The organism is Pseudomonas sp. TE3644, from assembly GCF_056278815.1.
On sequence record NZ_JBWBQF010000001.1, the window covers coordinates 1,378,072 to 1,392,987 of the forward strand.

Genomic DNA, 14,916 nt, shown 5'->3' on the forward strand with positions numbered 1-14,916 from the left:
CTCCGCCGTCGATCAAGCGGCCTTCAGCGTAGCTGAAGGAGACGGAACCGGAGGCGCTTCTATTCCGGGCCGTCGTCCGCTTGATCGACGGCGGAGGGAGGGGACCCGGAGCGCAGCGCAGGGCCCGGGCTCGGGGCGAGAATTTTTGGTTACTTTTTTTTCGACTGAAAAAAGTGACCCGCCGTAAGGGCGGAAAGGTGACTGCGCATCACCCTAGATAATGGATATGCTCACGATCTGAAGATCCCGCTTTTGAGGACTGCGGGCATATCCATTATCGAGGGTGCGACCACTGGCGGTTCCGGCCTTACGCCGGGTCACTTTTGGCAGTCGCCCCAAAAGTAACCAAAAGGTCTCGGCCCCAGCTTGGCCCCTACGCTGCGCTCCGGGTCCCCTCCTTCCGGCGTCGCCCACGCGGCTAAACGGCACCCGCTATAGAAGCGGGCGGGCTGCCGTTTCCTTCGGCTGCGCCGAAGGGCCCTGCGGGCAGCCGCGTGGGCAACGCCTCCAGTCGGGCCTAAGCTTAACGGGGCCAAGATCAAGATCAAAAGCAAGATCAAAAGCAAGATCAAAAGCAAGATCAAAAGCCAAAGCAACAGCAACAGCGACAGCAGCGTGCGTAAACGCTTTTTCATGTTGCAAAGCTTCGCTTTGCCACTGATCCCTTCCATCGAGACTGGTAGACTGCACTCCCGCGCGAAACACCCCGGACCTCCCAGCATGCCATCGAGCCCCACCCCCTCATGAAATCCCTCTTCTCGCGCTGGAGAACCAAGCGTTCCCGCCAGAGCCTGGCCCAGCGCATCATCGTGGTATTTGCCGTGATGACCACCCTGGTGGCAGGCGTGTTTGCCGTGGGCATCGTGGCCACGGTGCACGTGGTCGAGAAAAAGCTCACCACCCTGGGGCTGGGCGGCAACCTGCATCGCATGTTGATGATGGAAAACCGCGACGAATGGAACCATCGCCCGGAGAAGGACGAACTGTTCTTCGCCGACGACGGCCAGGGCGACATGCTGATGCCCCCTGACCTGGCAACCCTGGACCAGGGCTTTCACGAGGTGCGGCGCCTGGAGCGCAGCTGGTACGCCATGGTGCGGGTAGTCAACGGCCGTAAATACGTGCTGCTGCGCGACCAGCAAGGCTTCGAGGAGCGCGAGCGGCTGCTGTTCGGCGTGGTCATCACCGGTTTCGTGCTGAGCCTGCTGGGTTCGATCCTGCTGGGCTGGTTGCTATCGCGCAAGGTGATGGCGCCGGTGATCCGCCTGGCGGGGCAGGTGCGCCATCGTGATCAGTTGCTGGACCTGGCGCCGCCGCTGGCACCCGACTATGCCGCCGATGAGGTGGGCACCCTGGCCAAATCCTTTGATGACACCCTGGGCCGCCTGCGTTCGGCGCTGGTGCGCGAGAAGCTGTTCACCGGCGACGTCAGCCACGAACTGCGTACCCCGTTGATGGTGCTGGCCAGCTCCAGCGAACTGTTGCTGGAAAACCCGGCGCTGGACCCGCGGGCGCGCGACCAGGTGTCGCGCATTGCCCGGGCCAGCAGCGCCATGCGGCAGTTGGTGGACACCTTTCTGCTGCTGGCGCGCGCCGAGAATGCCGAGGGCAGTCGCGGGCAGGGCGCCGGCATGCTGCAAGTGGCCCAGGAGTTGATCGAGACCTGGCGCAAGCCCATCGAAGACAAGGGGCTTGAGCTGATCTACCTGCCAGCGCAGGCGGGGGAGGGCGTGTTCAACCAAACGTTCCTGGGCGCGGTGATGGGCAACCTGCTGCGCAATGCCTGGCACTACACCGACGAGGGCTTCATTCGCCTGACCCTGTTGCCGGGTGGCTTCAAGGTGGAGGACAGCGGCATCGGCATCCCTGAGGAAAAGCGCCTGGAGATGTTCCGCCCCTTCGTGCGGGGTGACGAACAGCGCGGCGAAGGTCTGGGGCTGGGGTTGTCACTGGTGCAGCGCATCTGCGTGAACGAAGGCTGGTCAGTCACCCTGACCAGTCGCGAGCCCCATGGTTGCTGCTTCGAAGTACGGCTGGTGGTGTAGCCGCTGCCGCCAGGCTGCGCTGGAAAGTGTGAGCCTTGGAGATATCCAGTGAGGCACAGGGCCAGCGCAGCCTGGCGGCAGCGGCTACGGTATCTAGCCCTTGAGGTGGTGCAGCATGCGGCCCCACTGCGACGGGTTGACCGCGCCCAGCACGTGGGAGGCGCCCGTGATCGGGTCCACGCTGACGAACAGCGCGCTGGCATAGCCCGGGCCGCTGCCGCCGTGGATGCCGGCCTTTTTCTCCAAGGCATTGATGCATTCGCTATGGGTCACCAGCACCAGGTTGTGGCCAGGATGCTTGTGCGCCACCACATCGCCAAGGATGCTTTGCCGGCAATCCATCAGCCAGTCTTGGGGCGTGGCAGCCGCGCCAAACATGAACATCGCGGTCTGGCGGGTGCGGGTCAGCGGGCTGGTCAGCACCTGAGCCTGGTTCATGCCCATGGCCTGCAGGCCGTTGCCCACGCCACTGGCCACCCGGCTGCCGTCCAGGGTGATGCCGTCGGCGTCGCCCAGGCAGGCGCCGTTTGAGCGGTCGCAGCGTTCGCCATGGCGCACCAGCACGGCGACGTTGCCGGCCTGCCACGCTGCCTTGAGGCCGGATTGGCGCATGATCTTGCCGTCGCTCAAGTCCGCAGGGCCCGTGGGGTGCAGCGCCCAGCCAGCCAGCGATGCAGACGCCGCGACGGCCGCCAGGGCGATGGCCAGGGTGCGGCGACGCAGGCTGAACCAGCGGGAGGGCAGGGCGACAGAATGTACCGGCATGGAGGTTCCAGGGCGCTGGGAAAGTGGCGCTACTCTAGAAAGCCAGGGGTTAACATCTGGTGAATGAGATGTGAAAATTTTAATGATTTGCGCTGAATCGATTCCCTTCGCTCTCTCGTCGCCTCGCCATTGCCGCCCCAGCCGGCCAGGTATATATCTCAAGCTACTGCGCAACCTGCGCGCCAAACTGCCTGAGCGAGGATGCCGAAGATGATGACACTGGGACTTTGTTCACTGGAACTACGCAATATCATCGAGTGTGCGTTTCTACCGGCCCGTTGCACTTGCACGGTGGCGCCGGACCAATCCCTGACCGTTCAGGTGACCGACCCCGTCACCGGGCATGTGGAACTGATGGTTACCGGCATCTCGACCGACCGTCTTAGCAGCAGCCGGGCCATCTCCAACTTGATCGCTGAACTACGCTACGATCTTGCGCACAATCGCCACACTTTCCCCCACGCGCTGGCTGGCTAGGCGCGACACCGGCGCCGCTCAGCGGCGCCGGGCAAACACTGGCTCTTCGCTACTTTTCTAAATTTTGTTTCATGGTGTTTCATGGAACTTGTCTCGGAACTGTCATGTGCCGGACCCGTAATGGCGTCAGTTTTTCAACTGACCCGTAACGAGACCCGTGATGATCAAGAAGCTAGTCCGTCCCTTGGTAGGCGCCATGCTGGGCACTGCCGCCCTGGGTGCCCACGCCGACTTCATCGATGACAGCCATGCTGACCTGACGCTGCTCAACCGCTACCTGAACCAGCAGGGCAGCGACGTGGTGGGCAGCACCAAGAAGGCCAACAGCGTGCGCGACTGGGGTCAGGGCTTCGAGCTCAATTTCAAGTCCGGCTATACCGAAGGCACCGTCGGCTTCGGCCTGGACCTGCAAGCCTTCTATGGCGTCAAGCTGGACTCCCAGGAACAGCAGGGCAGCATGTTCCCGTTGGACGACGGCAAGTCGGCCAACCAGTTCGGCGTCATCAGCCCGACCTTCAAGATGCGTTTCCTCAAGGATGAATTGCGCGTCGGCGCCCTGACCCAGAACAACCCGATGCTGGCCAACACCGACGGCCGTCTGTACCAGCAGACCAACACCGGTGCGCAACTGGTGTCCAAGGACTTGGACAACTACGTGTTCACCCTGGGCAACATCACCCAGACCAAGATCCGCAACGAAACCGGCGACCAGGACATGATCACCGGCGGCGGCGCCAAGGGCAGCAACCGCTTCAGCTACGGCGGTGCGGATTACACCGGCATCAAGGACACCACCCTGAGCGGCTGGTACTCCAACCTGGCCGACTACTACCAACAGTTCTACCTGGGCCTCAAGCACACCGACCAGTTGCCAGTGGGTAGCCTGGCCACCGACCTGCGCGCCTACCGCAGCCTGGGCACTGGCGGCAACGGTGATGGCGACAGCGACTACGCGGCGGCCGGTTACTACGGCGGCACCACCACCAAGGGCCGCATCAACCAGTCCACCTTCAGCCTGATGGAAAGCTACAGCCTGATGGGCCACACCATCGGTCTGGGCGCGCAGAAGAACACCGGCGACAGCGACTTCCCGTACCTGGACTCGGGCCTCAACAGCGGCGACGCCCGGCAGGGCCCTGGCAGCGGCGCCGACACCCCGGCGCTCACCAACCTGCAACTGAACAAGTTCCAGCACGCCGGCGAGCGGACCTTCCTGGCGCTGTACAAGTATGACTTCGGCCAGTTGGGCCTCAAGGGCCTGGGCTTCTCGGCGCTGTATGCCCACGGTGACCAGATCAAGGTGGCCAGCGGTGGCGACAGCGAATGGGAACGCGACCTGGCGCTCAGCTACGTGGTGCCGGACGGCAAGCTCAAGGGCCTTGGCGTGACCTGGAAGAACGCCCAGGCCAACCCCGAGATGACCGGCCAGACCCACCAGGACGAAAACCGCTTCTACGTCAGCTACGTGATGCCGCTCTGGTAACAGTGCTGTTGGCCTGTGGGAGCGGGCTCTGCCCGCGAAGGGCGCGCCGCCACTATCGGATACCGCGGTGTGGCTTTCGCGGGCAGAGCCCGCTCCCACAGGTGATTGGCATTTGCTGTGGAGGGGATTCATGGTTAACTTCGTTCCTTTATTCCCACTCGCAAAAGGATTCCGTTCATGGCTCAAGTGACTCTCAAAGGCAACCCTGTTCAGGTCAAGGGCGAACTGCCGAAAGTCGGTGCCAAGGCCCCGGCCTTCTCCCTGGTCAGCGGTGGCCTGGCCGACGTGACCCTGGCAAGCTTTGCCGGCAAGCGCAAAGTCCTGAACATCTTCCCAAGCGTTGACACCCCTACCTGCGCTACCTCGGTACGCAAGTTCAACGCCCAGGCCAACGAACTGGCCAACACCGTGGTGCTGTGCATCTCCGCCGACCTGCCATTCGCCCAGGCCCGTTTCTGCGGCGCCGAAGGCCTGGAAAACGTGCAGAACCTGTCGACCCTGCGTGGCGGCGAGTTCAAGGAAGCCTACGGCGTTGCCCTGGCCGACGGCCCGCTGGCTGGCCTGACCGCCCGCGCCGTGGTGGTACTGGACGAGAACGACAACGTGCTGCACACCGAGCTGGTCGGCGAGATTGCCGAAGAGCCAAACTATGAGGCTGCACTGGCTGTACTAAAGTAATCTGCATGCACCTGTAGCCGCTGCCGCCAGGCTGCGCTGGCCCTCTGCCACGCCGCCGATGCCCAGCGAGCATTGCAATTACATACGGTAATAAAGAAACGGCCTGGTACCTCCCAGGCCGTTTTCTTTTGCCGCTGAAACACGGCATAAACGCACAATAGGTAAATTGCCAGTAAAGGCGCTTTGCAATATCAGCAACAATGATTATCGTTCCAGCCTCTCGACTCCCACCCACCTCCAATAATGGTCGATCATTCCATGCAACCCGCCGGTTCCCGTAAATTCCCCCGTTGGCTGTTTGGCCTGCTGATCCTGATCCTGCTGATTGCCGCCGGGCTCTACTGGCGGTCGATGCACGCCCCGGCTCAGCTCCAGGCAGGCCCGCCAGCGGGTGGGCCACCGGAAGGCGGGCGGCCCCACGGCGGGCGACCAGGCGGCAACCCCATGCGCCCAGGCTTCGGCCCCAATACCGGCCCCACGCCGGTGCGCGTGGCGCCAGCGACGGTGGGCGACTTCCCGGTCTATTTCAAGGCGCTGGGCACGGTGACTGCGACCAACACCATCAGCGTGCGCAGCCGCGTGGCGGGGGAATTGGTGAAGGTGGCGTTCCAGGAAGGGCAAATGGTCAAGGCCGGTGACCTGCTGGCGGTGATCGACCCGCGTCCGTACGAAATTGCTTTGCAGCAGGCCCAGGGCACCCTGGCCCAGGACCAGGCGCAGCTGAAAAACGCACAAATGGACCAGCAGCGCTATAAAGAGCTGTTCGCCCAGGACAGCATCGCCAAGCAGACCCTGGACACCGCCGTGGCGCTGGTAGGCCAGTACCAGGGCACGCTGCTGACCGACCAGGCCAACGTCAACAACGCCAAGCTCAACCTGGAATTCACCCAGATCCGCGCGCCCATCAGCGGCCGCGTGGGCTTGCGCCAACTGGACGTGGGCAACCTGGTGGCCGCCAACGACACCACTGCCCTGGCGGTGATCACCCAGGTACAGCCCATCAGTGTGATCTTCACCTTGCCGGAAACCACCCTGGACCCGGTGCTGGCGCGCGTACGCAGCGGCGCCACCCTGCCGGTGGAAGCCTGGGACCGCGGCGACCGCGCCCAGCAGGCCAGCGGCGTACTGCACAGCATCGACAACCAGATCGACACCACCACCGGCACCCTGAAGTTCAAGGCCTACTTCGATAACAAGGACCTGGCCCTGTTCCCCAACCAGTTCGTCAACGTCCACCTGCTGTCCGACACCCTGAAAGACGTGGTGCTGGCGCCGTCGGCCGCCGTGCAGTTCGGCACCAACGGCACCTTCGTCTACGCCATGGACGGCGACAACAAGGTGCGCATCCGCACCCTGAAAATCGGCGCCTCCGACGGCAACGTCACGGTGGTCGAGGAAGGCCTGGCCAAGGGCGATCGCGTGGTGCTGGAAGGCACTGACCGCCTGCGCGACGGCAGCACCGTGGAAGTGGTCAACGACCCCGCCCAGGTGCCGACTACCCCCGGCCAGCACCTCAAGGGTGAAGACGCGGCGGGCAAGCAGGCCGGCACCGGCCACCGGAGCAAGGCGGGCGTATGAATCTGTCGCGGCTGTTCATCCTGCGTCCGGTAGCCACTACCCTGAGCATGCTGGCGATCATCCTCGCCGGCCTGATCGCCTACCGCCTGTTGCCGGTCTCGGCGTTGCCACAGGTCGACTACCCGACCATCCGGGTCATGACCCTGTACCCCGGCGCCAGCCCGCAAGTGATGACCAGCGCCGTGACTGCGCCGCTGGAGCGCCAGTTCGGGCAGATGCCCGGCCTGACCCAGATGGCCTCCACCAGCAGTGGCGGCGCCTCGGTGCTGACCCTGCGCTTCAGCCTCGACATCAACATGGACGTGGCCGAGCAGCAGGTGCAGGCAGCCATCAACGCCGCCACCAACCTGCTGCCCACCGACCTGCCGGCACCGCCGGTGTACAACAAGGTCAACCCCGCCGACACCCCGGTACTGACCCTGGCCATCAGCTCGAAAACCATGCTGCTGCCCAAGCTCAATGACCTGGTGGACACACGCATGGCGCAGAAAATCGCCCAGATCACGGGCGTGGGCATGGTCTCCATTGCCGGCGGCCAGCGCCAGGCGGTGCGCATCAAGGTCAACCCCGAAGCCCTGGCGGCCGCAGGCCTGAACCTGGCCGACGTGCGCACGCTGATTGCCGCCTCCAACGTCAACCAGCCCAAGGGCAACTTCGACGGCCCCACGCGGGTGTCGATGCTCGACGCCAACGACCAGATGGTGTCGCCCGAGGAATACGCCAACCTGATCCTCAGCTACCGCAACGGCGCGCCGCTGCGCCTCAAGGACGTTTCGACCATCGTCGACGGCGCCGAGAACGAGCGCCTGGCGGCCTGGGCCAACAAGAACCAGGCGGTGCTGCTGAACATCCAGCGCCAGCCCGGTGCCAACGTCATCGACGTGGTGGACCGCATCAAGGCGGTGCTGCCGTCGATCACCGACAACCTGCCGGCCGGCCTGGACGTGACGGTGCTCACCGACCGCACGCAAACCATCCGTGCCTCGGTCAAGGACGTGCAGCACGAGCTGCTGTTCTCGGTGGCCCTGGTGGTGCTGGTGACCTTCCTGTTCCTGCGCCGCTTCAGCGCCACCATCATCCCTTCGGTGGCCGTGCCGCTGTCGCTGATCGGCACGTTCGGCATCATGTATTTGGCCGGTTTCTCCATCAACAACCTGACGCTGATGGCCCTGACCATCGCCACCGGTTTCGTGGTGGACGACGCCATCGTCATGCTGGAGAACATCTCAAGGCACATCGAGGAGGGCGAGACACCGCTGCAGGCCGCGCTCAAGGGTGCCCGCCAGATCGGTTTCACCCTGCTGTCGCTGACCTTCTCGCTGATCGCCGTGCTGATCCCGCTGCTGTTCATGGCCGACGTGGTGGGGCGCCTGTTCCGCGAGTTCGCCATCACCCTGGCGGTGGCCATCCTGATTTCGCTGGTGGTGTCCCTGACCCTGACGCCGATGATGTGCGCGCGCCTGCTCAAGCGTGAGCCCAAGCCCGAAGAGCAGACGCGCTTCTACCGCGCCAGCGGCGCCTGGATCGACTGGCTGATTGAGGCCTACGGCCGCAAGCTGCAATGGGTGCTGCGTCACCAGCCGCTGACCCTGCTGGTGGCCGTGGCCACCCTGGGCCTCACCGTGTTCCTTTATATGGTAGTGCCCAAGGGTTTCTTCCCGGTGCAGGACACCGGGGTGATCCAGGGCATCACCGAAGCACCGCAGTCGATTTCCTTCGGCGCCATGAGCCAGCGTCAGCAGCAGCTGGCCGCCATCGTGCTGCAGGACCCGGACGTGGAAAGCCTGTCCTCGTACATCGGCGTGGACGGCGACAACGCCACCCTCAACAGCGGCCGCATGCTGATCAACCTCAAGCCCCTGGGCCTGCGCAGCCACACCGCCAGCGAAGTCATTGCCAACATTCAGCCGCAGGCTGACCAGTTGGTGGGCATGCGTCTGTTCATGCAGCCGGTGCAAGACCTGACCATCGAAGACCGCGTCAGCCGCACCCAGTACCAGTTCAGCCTGTCGTCCCCCGACGCCGAGCTGTTGGGCCAGTGGAGCGGCAAGCTGGTTGACGCCCTGCGTCAGCACCCGCAACTCACCGACGTGGCCAGCGACCTGCAGGACAAGGGCCTGCAGGTGTACCTGGTGATCGACCGCGACCAGGCCAAGCGCCTGGGCGTGAACGTGTCCGACATCACCAACGCCCTGTATGACGCCTTCGGCCAGCGGCAGATATCGACCATCTACACCCAGGCCAGCCAGTACCGCGTGGTGTTGCAGGCGGCCAACGCTTCGGTCATTGGCCCGCAGGCGCTGGAGCAGATCTACGTCAAGAGCACGCCCAGCGACAGCGCCATCAACCAGACCGTGTCCAGCACCCTGACCGGTGCCTCTTCGTCGCTGCCGGTGACCAACAGCACCCAGGTGCGCCTGTCGAGCCTGGCGCACATCGAGCAGCGCCAGGCGCAGCTGGCCATTTCCCACATCGGCCAGTTCCCGGCGGTGATGGTCTCGTTCAACCTGGCGCCGGGCGTGGCGCTGGGCCAGGCGGTGGAACTGATCGAGCAGGTGCAGCAGGACATCGGCATGCCGATTGGCGTGCAGACCCAGTTCCAGGGTGCCGCCCAGGCGTTCCAGGCCTCGCTGTCGAGCACCTTGCTGCTGATCCTGGCGGCGGTGGTCACCATGTACATCGTGCTGGGCATTCTCTACGAGAGCTATATCCACCCCATCACCATCCTCTCCACGCTGCCGTCGGCGGCGGTGGGCGCCTTGCTGGCGCTGCTGCTGAGCGGCAATGACTTGGGCATGATCGCCATCATCGGCATCATCCTGCTGATCGGCATCGTCAAGAAGAACGCGATCATGATGATCGACTTCGCCCTGGACGCCGAACGCACCCAGGGCCTGGACCCGCAGACCGCCATTTACCAAGCGGCGCTGCTGCGCTTCCGGCCGATTCTGATGACCACCATGGCCGCGCTGTTCGGCGCCGTGCCGCTGATGCTGGCCGGTGGCTCGGGCGCCGAGCTGCGCCAGCCCCTGGGTTTGGTGATGGTGGGCGGGTTGCTGGTGAGCCAGGTACTGACGCTGTTCACCACCCCGGTGATCTACCTGTACTTCGACCGCCTGGCGCGCCGCTGGCGCAAGGCCCCGGCCGCTGAACCGCAGGCGTCGGCATGAACCTGTCTGCGTTGTTCATTCGCCGCTCGGTGGCGACCCTGCTGCTCAGCGTCGCGGTGATGCTGCTGGGCGGCGTCAGCTTCGGCCTGCTGCCGGTGTCGCCGCTGCCGCAGATGGACTTCCCGGTGATCGTGGTGTCGGCCAACCTGGCGGGCGCCAGCCCTGAAGTCATGGCCTCCACCGTGGCCACGCCGCTGGAGCGCGCCTTTGGCAGTATCTCGGGGGTGAGCAACATGAACAGCCGCTCCAGCCAAGGCTCGACGCGGGTGATTCTGCAGTTCGACCAGGACCGCGACATCAACGGCGCTGCCCGCGAAGTACAGGCGGCCATCAACGCCTCGCGGCCACTGCTGCCCAGCGGCATGCGCAGCATGCCCACCTACAAAAAGGTCAACCCGGCCCAGGCGCCGATCATGGTGCTGTCGCTGACCTCGGACGTGCTGGAGAAAGGCCAACTGTATGACCTGGCGTCCACCATCCTGTCCCAGAGCCTGTCCCAGGTGGACGGGGTAGGGGAGGTGCAGATCGGCGGCAGCTCGCTGCCGGCGGTGCGCATCGAGGTGGAGCCCAACCTGCTCAACCAGTACGGCGTGTCCCTGGACGAGGTGCGCACCACCATCGCCAACGCCAACGTGCGCCGGCCCAAGGGCTTCGTCGAGGACGACGAACACAACTGGCAGGTGCAGGCCAACGACCAGCTGGAAAAGGCCAAGGACTACGGCCCGCTGATCATTCGCTACCAGAACGGCTCGGCCCTGCGCCTGAGCGACGTGGCCAAGCTCACCGATGGCGTGGAAGACCGCTACAACGCCGGTTTCTTCAACGACGACGCGGCAGTGCTGCTGGTGATCAACCGCCAGGCCGGCGCTAACATCATCAAGACCGTGGCGCAGATCAAGGCGCAGCTGCCGGCGCTGCAAGCGGTGCTGCCGGCCAGCGTGCGGCTGAACATCGCCATGGACCGCTCGCCGGTGATCACCGCCACCCTGCACGAGGCCGAAAGCACCCTGCTGATCGCGGTGGCCCTGGTGGTGCTGGTGGTGTACCTGTTCCTGGCCGACTGGCGCGCCTCGCTGATCCCCACCCTGGCGGTGCCGGTGTCGCTGGTGGGCACCTTTGCCATCATGTACCTGTGGGGCTTCTCGCTGAACAACCTGTCGCTGATGGCGCTGATTCTGGCCACGGGGCTGGTGGTGGACGACGCCATCGTGGTGTTGGAGAACATCGCCCGGCATATCAATGACGGCATGGCGCCGATGAAGGCCGCCTACAAGGGCGCCCAGGAAGTGGGTTTCACCTTGCTGGCGATGAACGCCTCGCTGGTGGCGGTGTTCATGTCGATCCTGTTCATGGGCGGCATCATCGAGAAACTGTTCCGCGAATTTTCCATCACCCTGTCGGCGGCCATTGTGGTGTCGCTGCTGGTGTCGCTGACGCTGACGCCGATGCTCTGCGCGCGCTGGCTCAAGCCCCACGACCACAGCCGCGAGACGCGCCTGCAGTACTGGAGCAACCGCGTGCACGATGCCTTGGTGCGCGGCTACGACCGTACCCTGGGCTGGGCCCTGGCGCACCGACGCCTGACCCTGATCAGCCTGCTGATTACCATCGGCGTCAACATTGCCCTGTACGTGGTGGTGCCCAAGACCTTCATGCCGCAGCAGGACACCGGCCAGCTGATGGGCTTCGTGCGCGGCGACGACGGCCTCTCGTTTACCGTGATGCAGCCGAAGATGGAAGCCTTCCGCCGCGCCATCATCGCCGACCCGGCCGTGTCCAGCGTCGCCGGCTTCATCGGTGGCAACAACGGCACTAACAACGCCACCATCCTGGTGCGCCTCAAGCCCATCAAAGAGCGTGACGTCAACGCCCAGCAGGTCATCGAGCGCCTGCGCAAGAACCTGCCCAAGGTGCCCGGCGCCCGCTTGATGCTGATGGCCGACCAGGACCTGCAGTTCGGCGGCGCCCGCGACCAGACCACCTCGCAGTACCAGTACATCATCCAGAGCGGCGACCTGGCCGCGCTGCGTCTGTGGTACCCGAAAATCGTCGCCGCGTTCAAGAAACTGCCCGAGCTGACCTCCATCGACGCCCGCGAAGGCCGCGGCGCGCCGCAGGTCACCCTGGTGGTAGACCGCGACCAGGCCAAGCGCTTGGGCATCGACATGAGCACCGTCACCGCGGTGCTCAACAACGCCTACAGCCAGCGGCAGATATCCACCATCTACGACAGCCTCAACCAGTACCAGGTGGTGATGGAGATCAACCCCAAATACGCCCAGGACCCGGTCACCCTCGACCAGGTGCAGGTGATCAACTCGGCGGGGGCGCGCGTGCCGCTGTCCAGCATCGCCCATTACGACAACAGCCTGGCCGACGACAGCGTCAGCCACGAAGGCCAGTTCGCCTCCGAAAGCATCGCCTTCGACCTGGCCGAAGGTGTGCCCCTGGACCGTGCCACCGCGGCCATCGAGCGCGGCATTGCCAGCCTGGGCCTGCCCGAGGACATCATCGTCAAGGTCGCCGGCACCGGTGATGCCTTTGCCGCCGCGCAGAAGAGCCAACCGTGGATGATCCTCGGTTCGCTGGTGCTGGTGTACCTGGTGCTGGGCATTCTCTATGAAAGCTACGTGCACCCGCTGACCATCCTCTCGACCTTGCCGTCGGCCGGCGTCGGCGCGCTGCTGAGCATCTACGTGACCGGTGGCGAGTTCAGCCTGATCTCGCTGCTGGGGCTGTTCCTGCTGATCGGCGTGGTGAAGAAAAACGCGATTCTGATGATCGACCTGGCCTTGCAGTTGGAGCGCGAGCAGGGCATGGGTCCGTTCGACTCGATTCGCCAGGCTTGCCTGCAACGCCTGCGGCCGATCCTGATGACCACCCTGGCGGCCATCCTCGGCGCCTTGCCGCTGCTGATCGGCGGCACCGAGGGCGCCGAGATGCGCCAGCCCCTGGGCCTGGCCATCATCGGTGGGCTGGTGTTCAGCCAGTTGTTGACCCTGTACACCACGCCGGTGGTGTACCTCTACCTTGACCGCCTGCGCCACCGCGTCAACCGCTGGCGCGGCGTACGTACCGATGCATCCCTGGAAATCCCGCTATGACCAAGCCGATCGTGCCGTGCCCCATGACCTGCCAGATGGCCACCGCCCGTGGTTCCCGGGGGCTCAACCTGAGCCTGAGCGCGCTGATGCTCAGCGGCCTGCTGCTGGGCGGCTGCGCCGTGGGCCCCGACTACAAGCGCCCCGAGGTGGCCGCACCGGCCCACTTCAAGGCCGCCCAGGGCTGGCGTCAGGCGCAGCCCAGTGACGCCCTGGCCCGTGGCGCCTGGTGGGAGCTGTACGGTGATGCGCAGCTCAATGGTCTGGTGGAACGCCTGAACCATTCCAACCAGACAGTGGTGCAATACGAGGCCCAGTACCGTCAGGCCCAGGCGCTGGTGAAAAGCGCCCAGGGTGCGTTCTTCCCCACGGTGGACCTCAGCGCCAGCAAAAGCCGCTCCAGCCAAGGCACCGGCAGCAGCAATTCGAGCCTCAGCAGCGCCAGCAGCGGTATCCGCAACACCTACAGCACCCAGGCCAGCGTCAGCTGGGAAGCTGACGTGTGGGGTAAACTGCGCCGAGGCCTGGAAGCCGACAAGGGCAGCGCCCAGGCCAGCCTGGCGGACCTGGCGGCCATCCGCCTGAGCCTGCAGTCGCAACTGGTGCAGAACTACCTGCAGTTGCGGGTGATCGATGAACAGAAGCGCCTGCTGCAAGCCACGGTCGAAACCTACCAGCGTTCGCTGACCATGACCCAGAACCAGTACAAGGTGGGCGTCTCCGGCGCCGATGCCGTGGCCCAGGCGCGAACCCAACTGCGCACCACCCAGGCTGACCTGGTGGACCTGGCCTGGCAGCGCGCCCAGTACGAGAACGCCATCGCCGTGCTGATGGGCGTGCCGCCGGCCGACTTCAACCTGGCCGAGAGTACGTCGATTCCGGCCCTGCCACAGATCCCGGTGCAGGTGCCGTCGCAATGGCTGGAACGGCGCCCCGACATCGCCGCCGCCGAACGCTCGGTGATGGCGGCCAACGCCAACATCGGCGTGGCCAAGTCAGCCTACTACCCGGACCTGACCCTGAGCCTGTCCGGTGGCTACAGCAGCAGCACCTTCGCCAACTGGCTGACCTTGCCCAACCGCTTCTGGTCGGTAGGGCCGCAACTGGCCGGCACGCTGTTCGACGGCGGTCAGCGTTCGGCGGAAGTGGCGCGCACCGAGGCGGTCTACGACCAGACCGTCGCCCAATACCGCCAGACCGTGCTGGACGGCTTCCAGGAAGTGGAAAACTACATGGTCCAGCTCAAGGTGTACGAGGACGAGGCCCAAGTGCGGCAGCAGGCACTGGAATCAGCCCGCGAATCCCTGCGCCTGACCACCAATCAATACAAGGCCGGGTTGATCGCCTACCTGGATGTGGTAACGGTGCAGGCCACGGCCTTGAGCAACGAGCGCAGTGTGCTCAATGTGCTGCAAAGCCGCCTGGTGGCCAGCGTGCAGTTGATCGCCGCCTTGGGTGGCGGCTGGGACGGGCAGCTGGAACTGAGTCGCAATCCTTGATGCCGTTCGTCTGAAAGGTTAAGGTCTGCCTGTTCCTGTACACGGCTGTACAGGGACAGGACCCTTGTAGAAGCTGGGCGCGGTAGTGGCAAAGCGATATCTCGTGAAACCCCCGCAGTC

General features: G+C 64.7%; 9 protein-coding genes. 8 read left to right on the plus strand and 1 reads right to left on the minus strand.

Translation table 11 applies throughout. The features are described 5' to 3' along the window. The first annotated feature begins 743 nt into the window (after nt 1-743). On the plus strand, nt 744-2,045 hold the full coding sequence (locus ACZ9GA_RS06310; protein ID WP_457363478.1) for a sensor histidine kinase: 1,302 nt from the start codon (nt 744-746) through the stop codon (nt 2,043-2,045). A 93-nt stretch (nt 2,046-2,138) separates the two neighbouring features. On the opposite strand, the gene pmrG is transcribed toward ACZ9GA_RS06310, so the two are convergent. After that, nucleotides 2,139-2,810, minus strand: a complete 672-nt coding sequence (gene pmrG / locus ACZ9GA_RS06315) for a lipopolysaccharide core heptose(II)-phosphate phosphatase PmrG (RefSeq protein WP_457363477.1) — start codon at nt 2,808-2,810, stop codon at nt 2,139-2,141. Between the two features lie 210 nt (nt 2,811-3,020). Between pmrG and ACZ9GA_RS06320 the strand changes: the two genes are divergently transcribed. From ACZ9GA_RS06320 to ACZ9GA_RS06350, 7 genes are all read left to right on the plus strand, one after another. After that, nucleotides 3,021-3,287, plus strand: a complete 267-nt coding sequence (locus ACZ9GA_RS06320) for a DUF1652 domain-containing protein (protein ID WP_457363476.1) — start codon at nt 3,021-3,023, stop codon at nt 3,285-3,287. Between the two features lie 160 nt (nt 3,288-3,447). Next, nucleotides 3,448-4,770 (plus strand): OprD family outer membrane porin, encoded by a 1,323-nt coding sequence (locus ACZ9GA_RS06325; protein ID WP_457363475.1) that lies wholly within the window; start codon nt 3,448-3,450, stop codon nt 4,768-4,770. A gap of 177 nt (nt 4,771-4,947) precedes the next feature. Then, on the plus strand, nt 4,948-5,448 hold the full coding sequence (gene tpx, locus ACZ9GA_RS06330; protein ID WP_457363474.1) for a thiol peroxidase: 501 nt from the start codon (nt 4,948-4,950) through the stop codon (nt 5,446-5,448). A 243-nt stretch (nt 5,449-5,691) separates the two neighbouring features. Beyond that, a complete protein-coding gene (locus tag ACZ9GA_RS06335) occupies nt 5,692-7,026 on the plus strand; it encodes an MdtA/MuxA family multidrug efflux RND transporter periplasmic adaptor subunit (RefSeq protein WP_457363473.1) in 1,335 nt (444 codons plus the stop codon). Then, a complete protein-coding gene (locus tag ACZ9GA_RS06340; RefSeq protein ID WP_457363472.1) occupies nt 7,023-10,196 on the plus strand; it encodes an MdtB/MuxB family multidrug efflux RND transporter permease subunit in 3,174 nt (1,057 codons plus the stop codon). The genes ACZ9GA_RS06335 and ACZ9GA_RS06340 overlap by 4 nt, the downstream gene beginning before the upstream one ends. Next, nucleotides 10,193-13,300, plus strand: a complete 3,108-nt coding sequence (locus tag ACZ9GA_RS06345; RefSeq protein WP_457363471.1) for an efflux RND transporter permease subunit — start codon at nt 10,193-10,195, stop codon at nt 13,298-13,300. The genes ACZ9GA_RS06340 and ACZ9GA_RS06345 overlap by 4 nt, the downstream gene beginning before the upstream one ends. Then, on the plus strand, nt 13,297-14,796 hold the full coding sequence (locus ACZ9GA_RS06350) for an efflux transporter outer membrane subunit (RefSeq protein WP_457363470.1): 1,500 nt from the start codon (nt 13,297-13,299) through the stop codon (nt 14,794-14,796). The genes ACZ9GA_RS06345 and ACZ9GA_RS06350 overlap by 4 nt, the downstream gene beginning before the upstream one ends. The last annotated feature ends 120 nt before the right edge of the window (nt 14,797-14,916 follow it).

Excerpts from the sequence above, each read along its gene's own strand:
- ACZ9GA_RS06310 (WP_457363478.1), top strand. The coding sequence starts at position 744 with ATGAAATCCCTCTTCTCGCGCTGGAGAACCAAGCGTTCCCGCCAGAGC.
- pmrG (WP_457363477.1), bottom strand. The coding sequence starts at position 2,810 with ATGCCGGTACATTCTGTCGCCCTGCCCTCCCGCTGGTTCAGCCTGCGT.
- ACZ9GA_RS06320 (WP_457363476.1), top strand. The coding sequence starts at position 3,021 with ATGATGACACTGGGACTTTGTTCACTGGAACTACGCAATATCATCGAG.
- ACZ9GA_RS06325 (WP_457363475.1), top strand. The coding sequence starts at position 3,448 with ATGATCAAGAAGCTAGTCCGTCCCTTGGTAGGCGCCATGCTGGGCACT.
- tpx (WP_457363474.1), top strand. The coding sequence starts at position 4,948 with ATGGCTCAAGTGACTCTCAAAGGCAACCCTGTTCAGGTCAAGGGCGAA.
- ACZ9GA_RS06335 (WP_457363473.1), top strand. The coding sequence starts at position 5,692 with ATGGTCGATCATTCCATGCAACCCGCCGGTTCCCGTAAATTCCCCCGT.
- ACZ9GA_RS06340 (WP_457363472.1), top strand. The coding sequence starts at position 7,023 with ATGAATCTGTCGCGGCTGTTCATCCTGCGTCCGGTAGCCACTACCCTG.
- ACZ9GA_RS06345 (WP_457363471.1), top strand. The coding sequence starts at position 10,193 with ATGAACCTGTCTGCGTTGTTCATTCGCCGCTCGGTGGCGACCCTGCTG.
- ACZ9GA_RS06350 (WP_457363470.1), top strand. The coding sequence starts at position 13,297 with ATGACCAAGCCGATCGTGCCGTGCCCCATGACCTGCCAGATGGCCACC.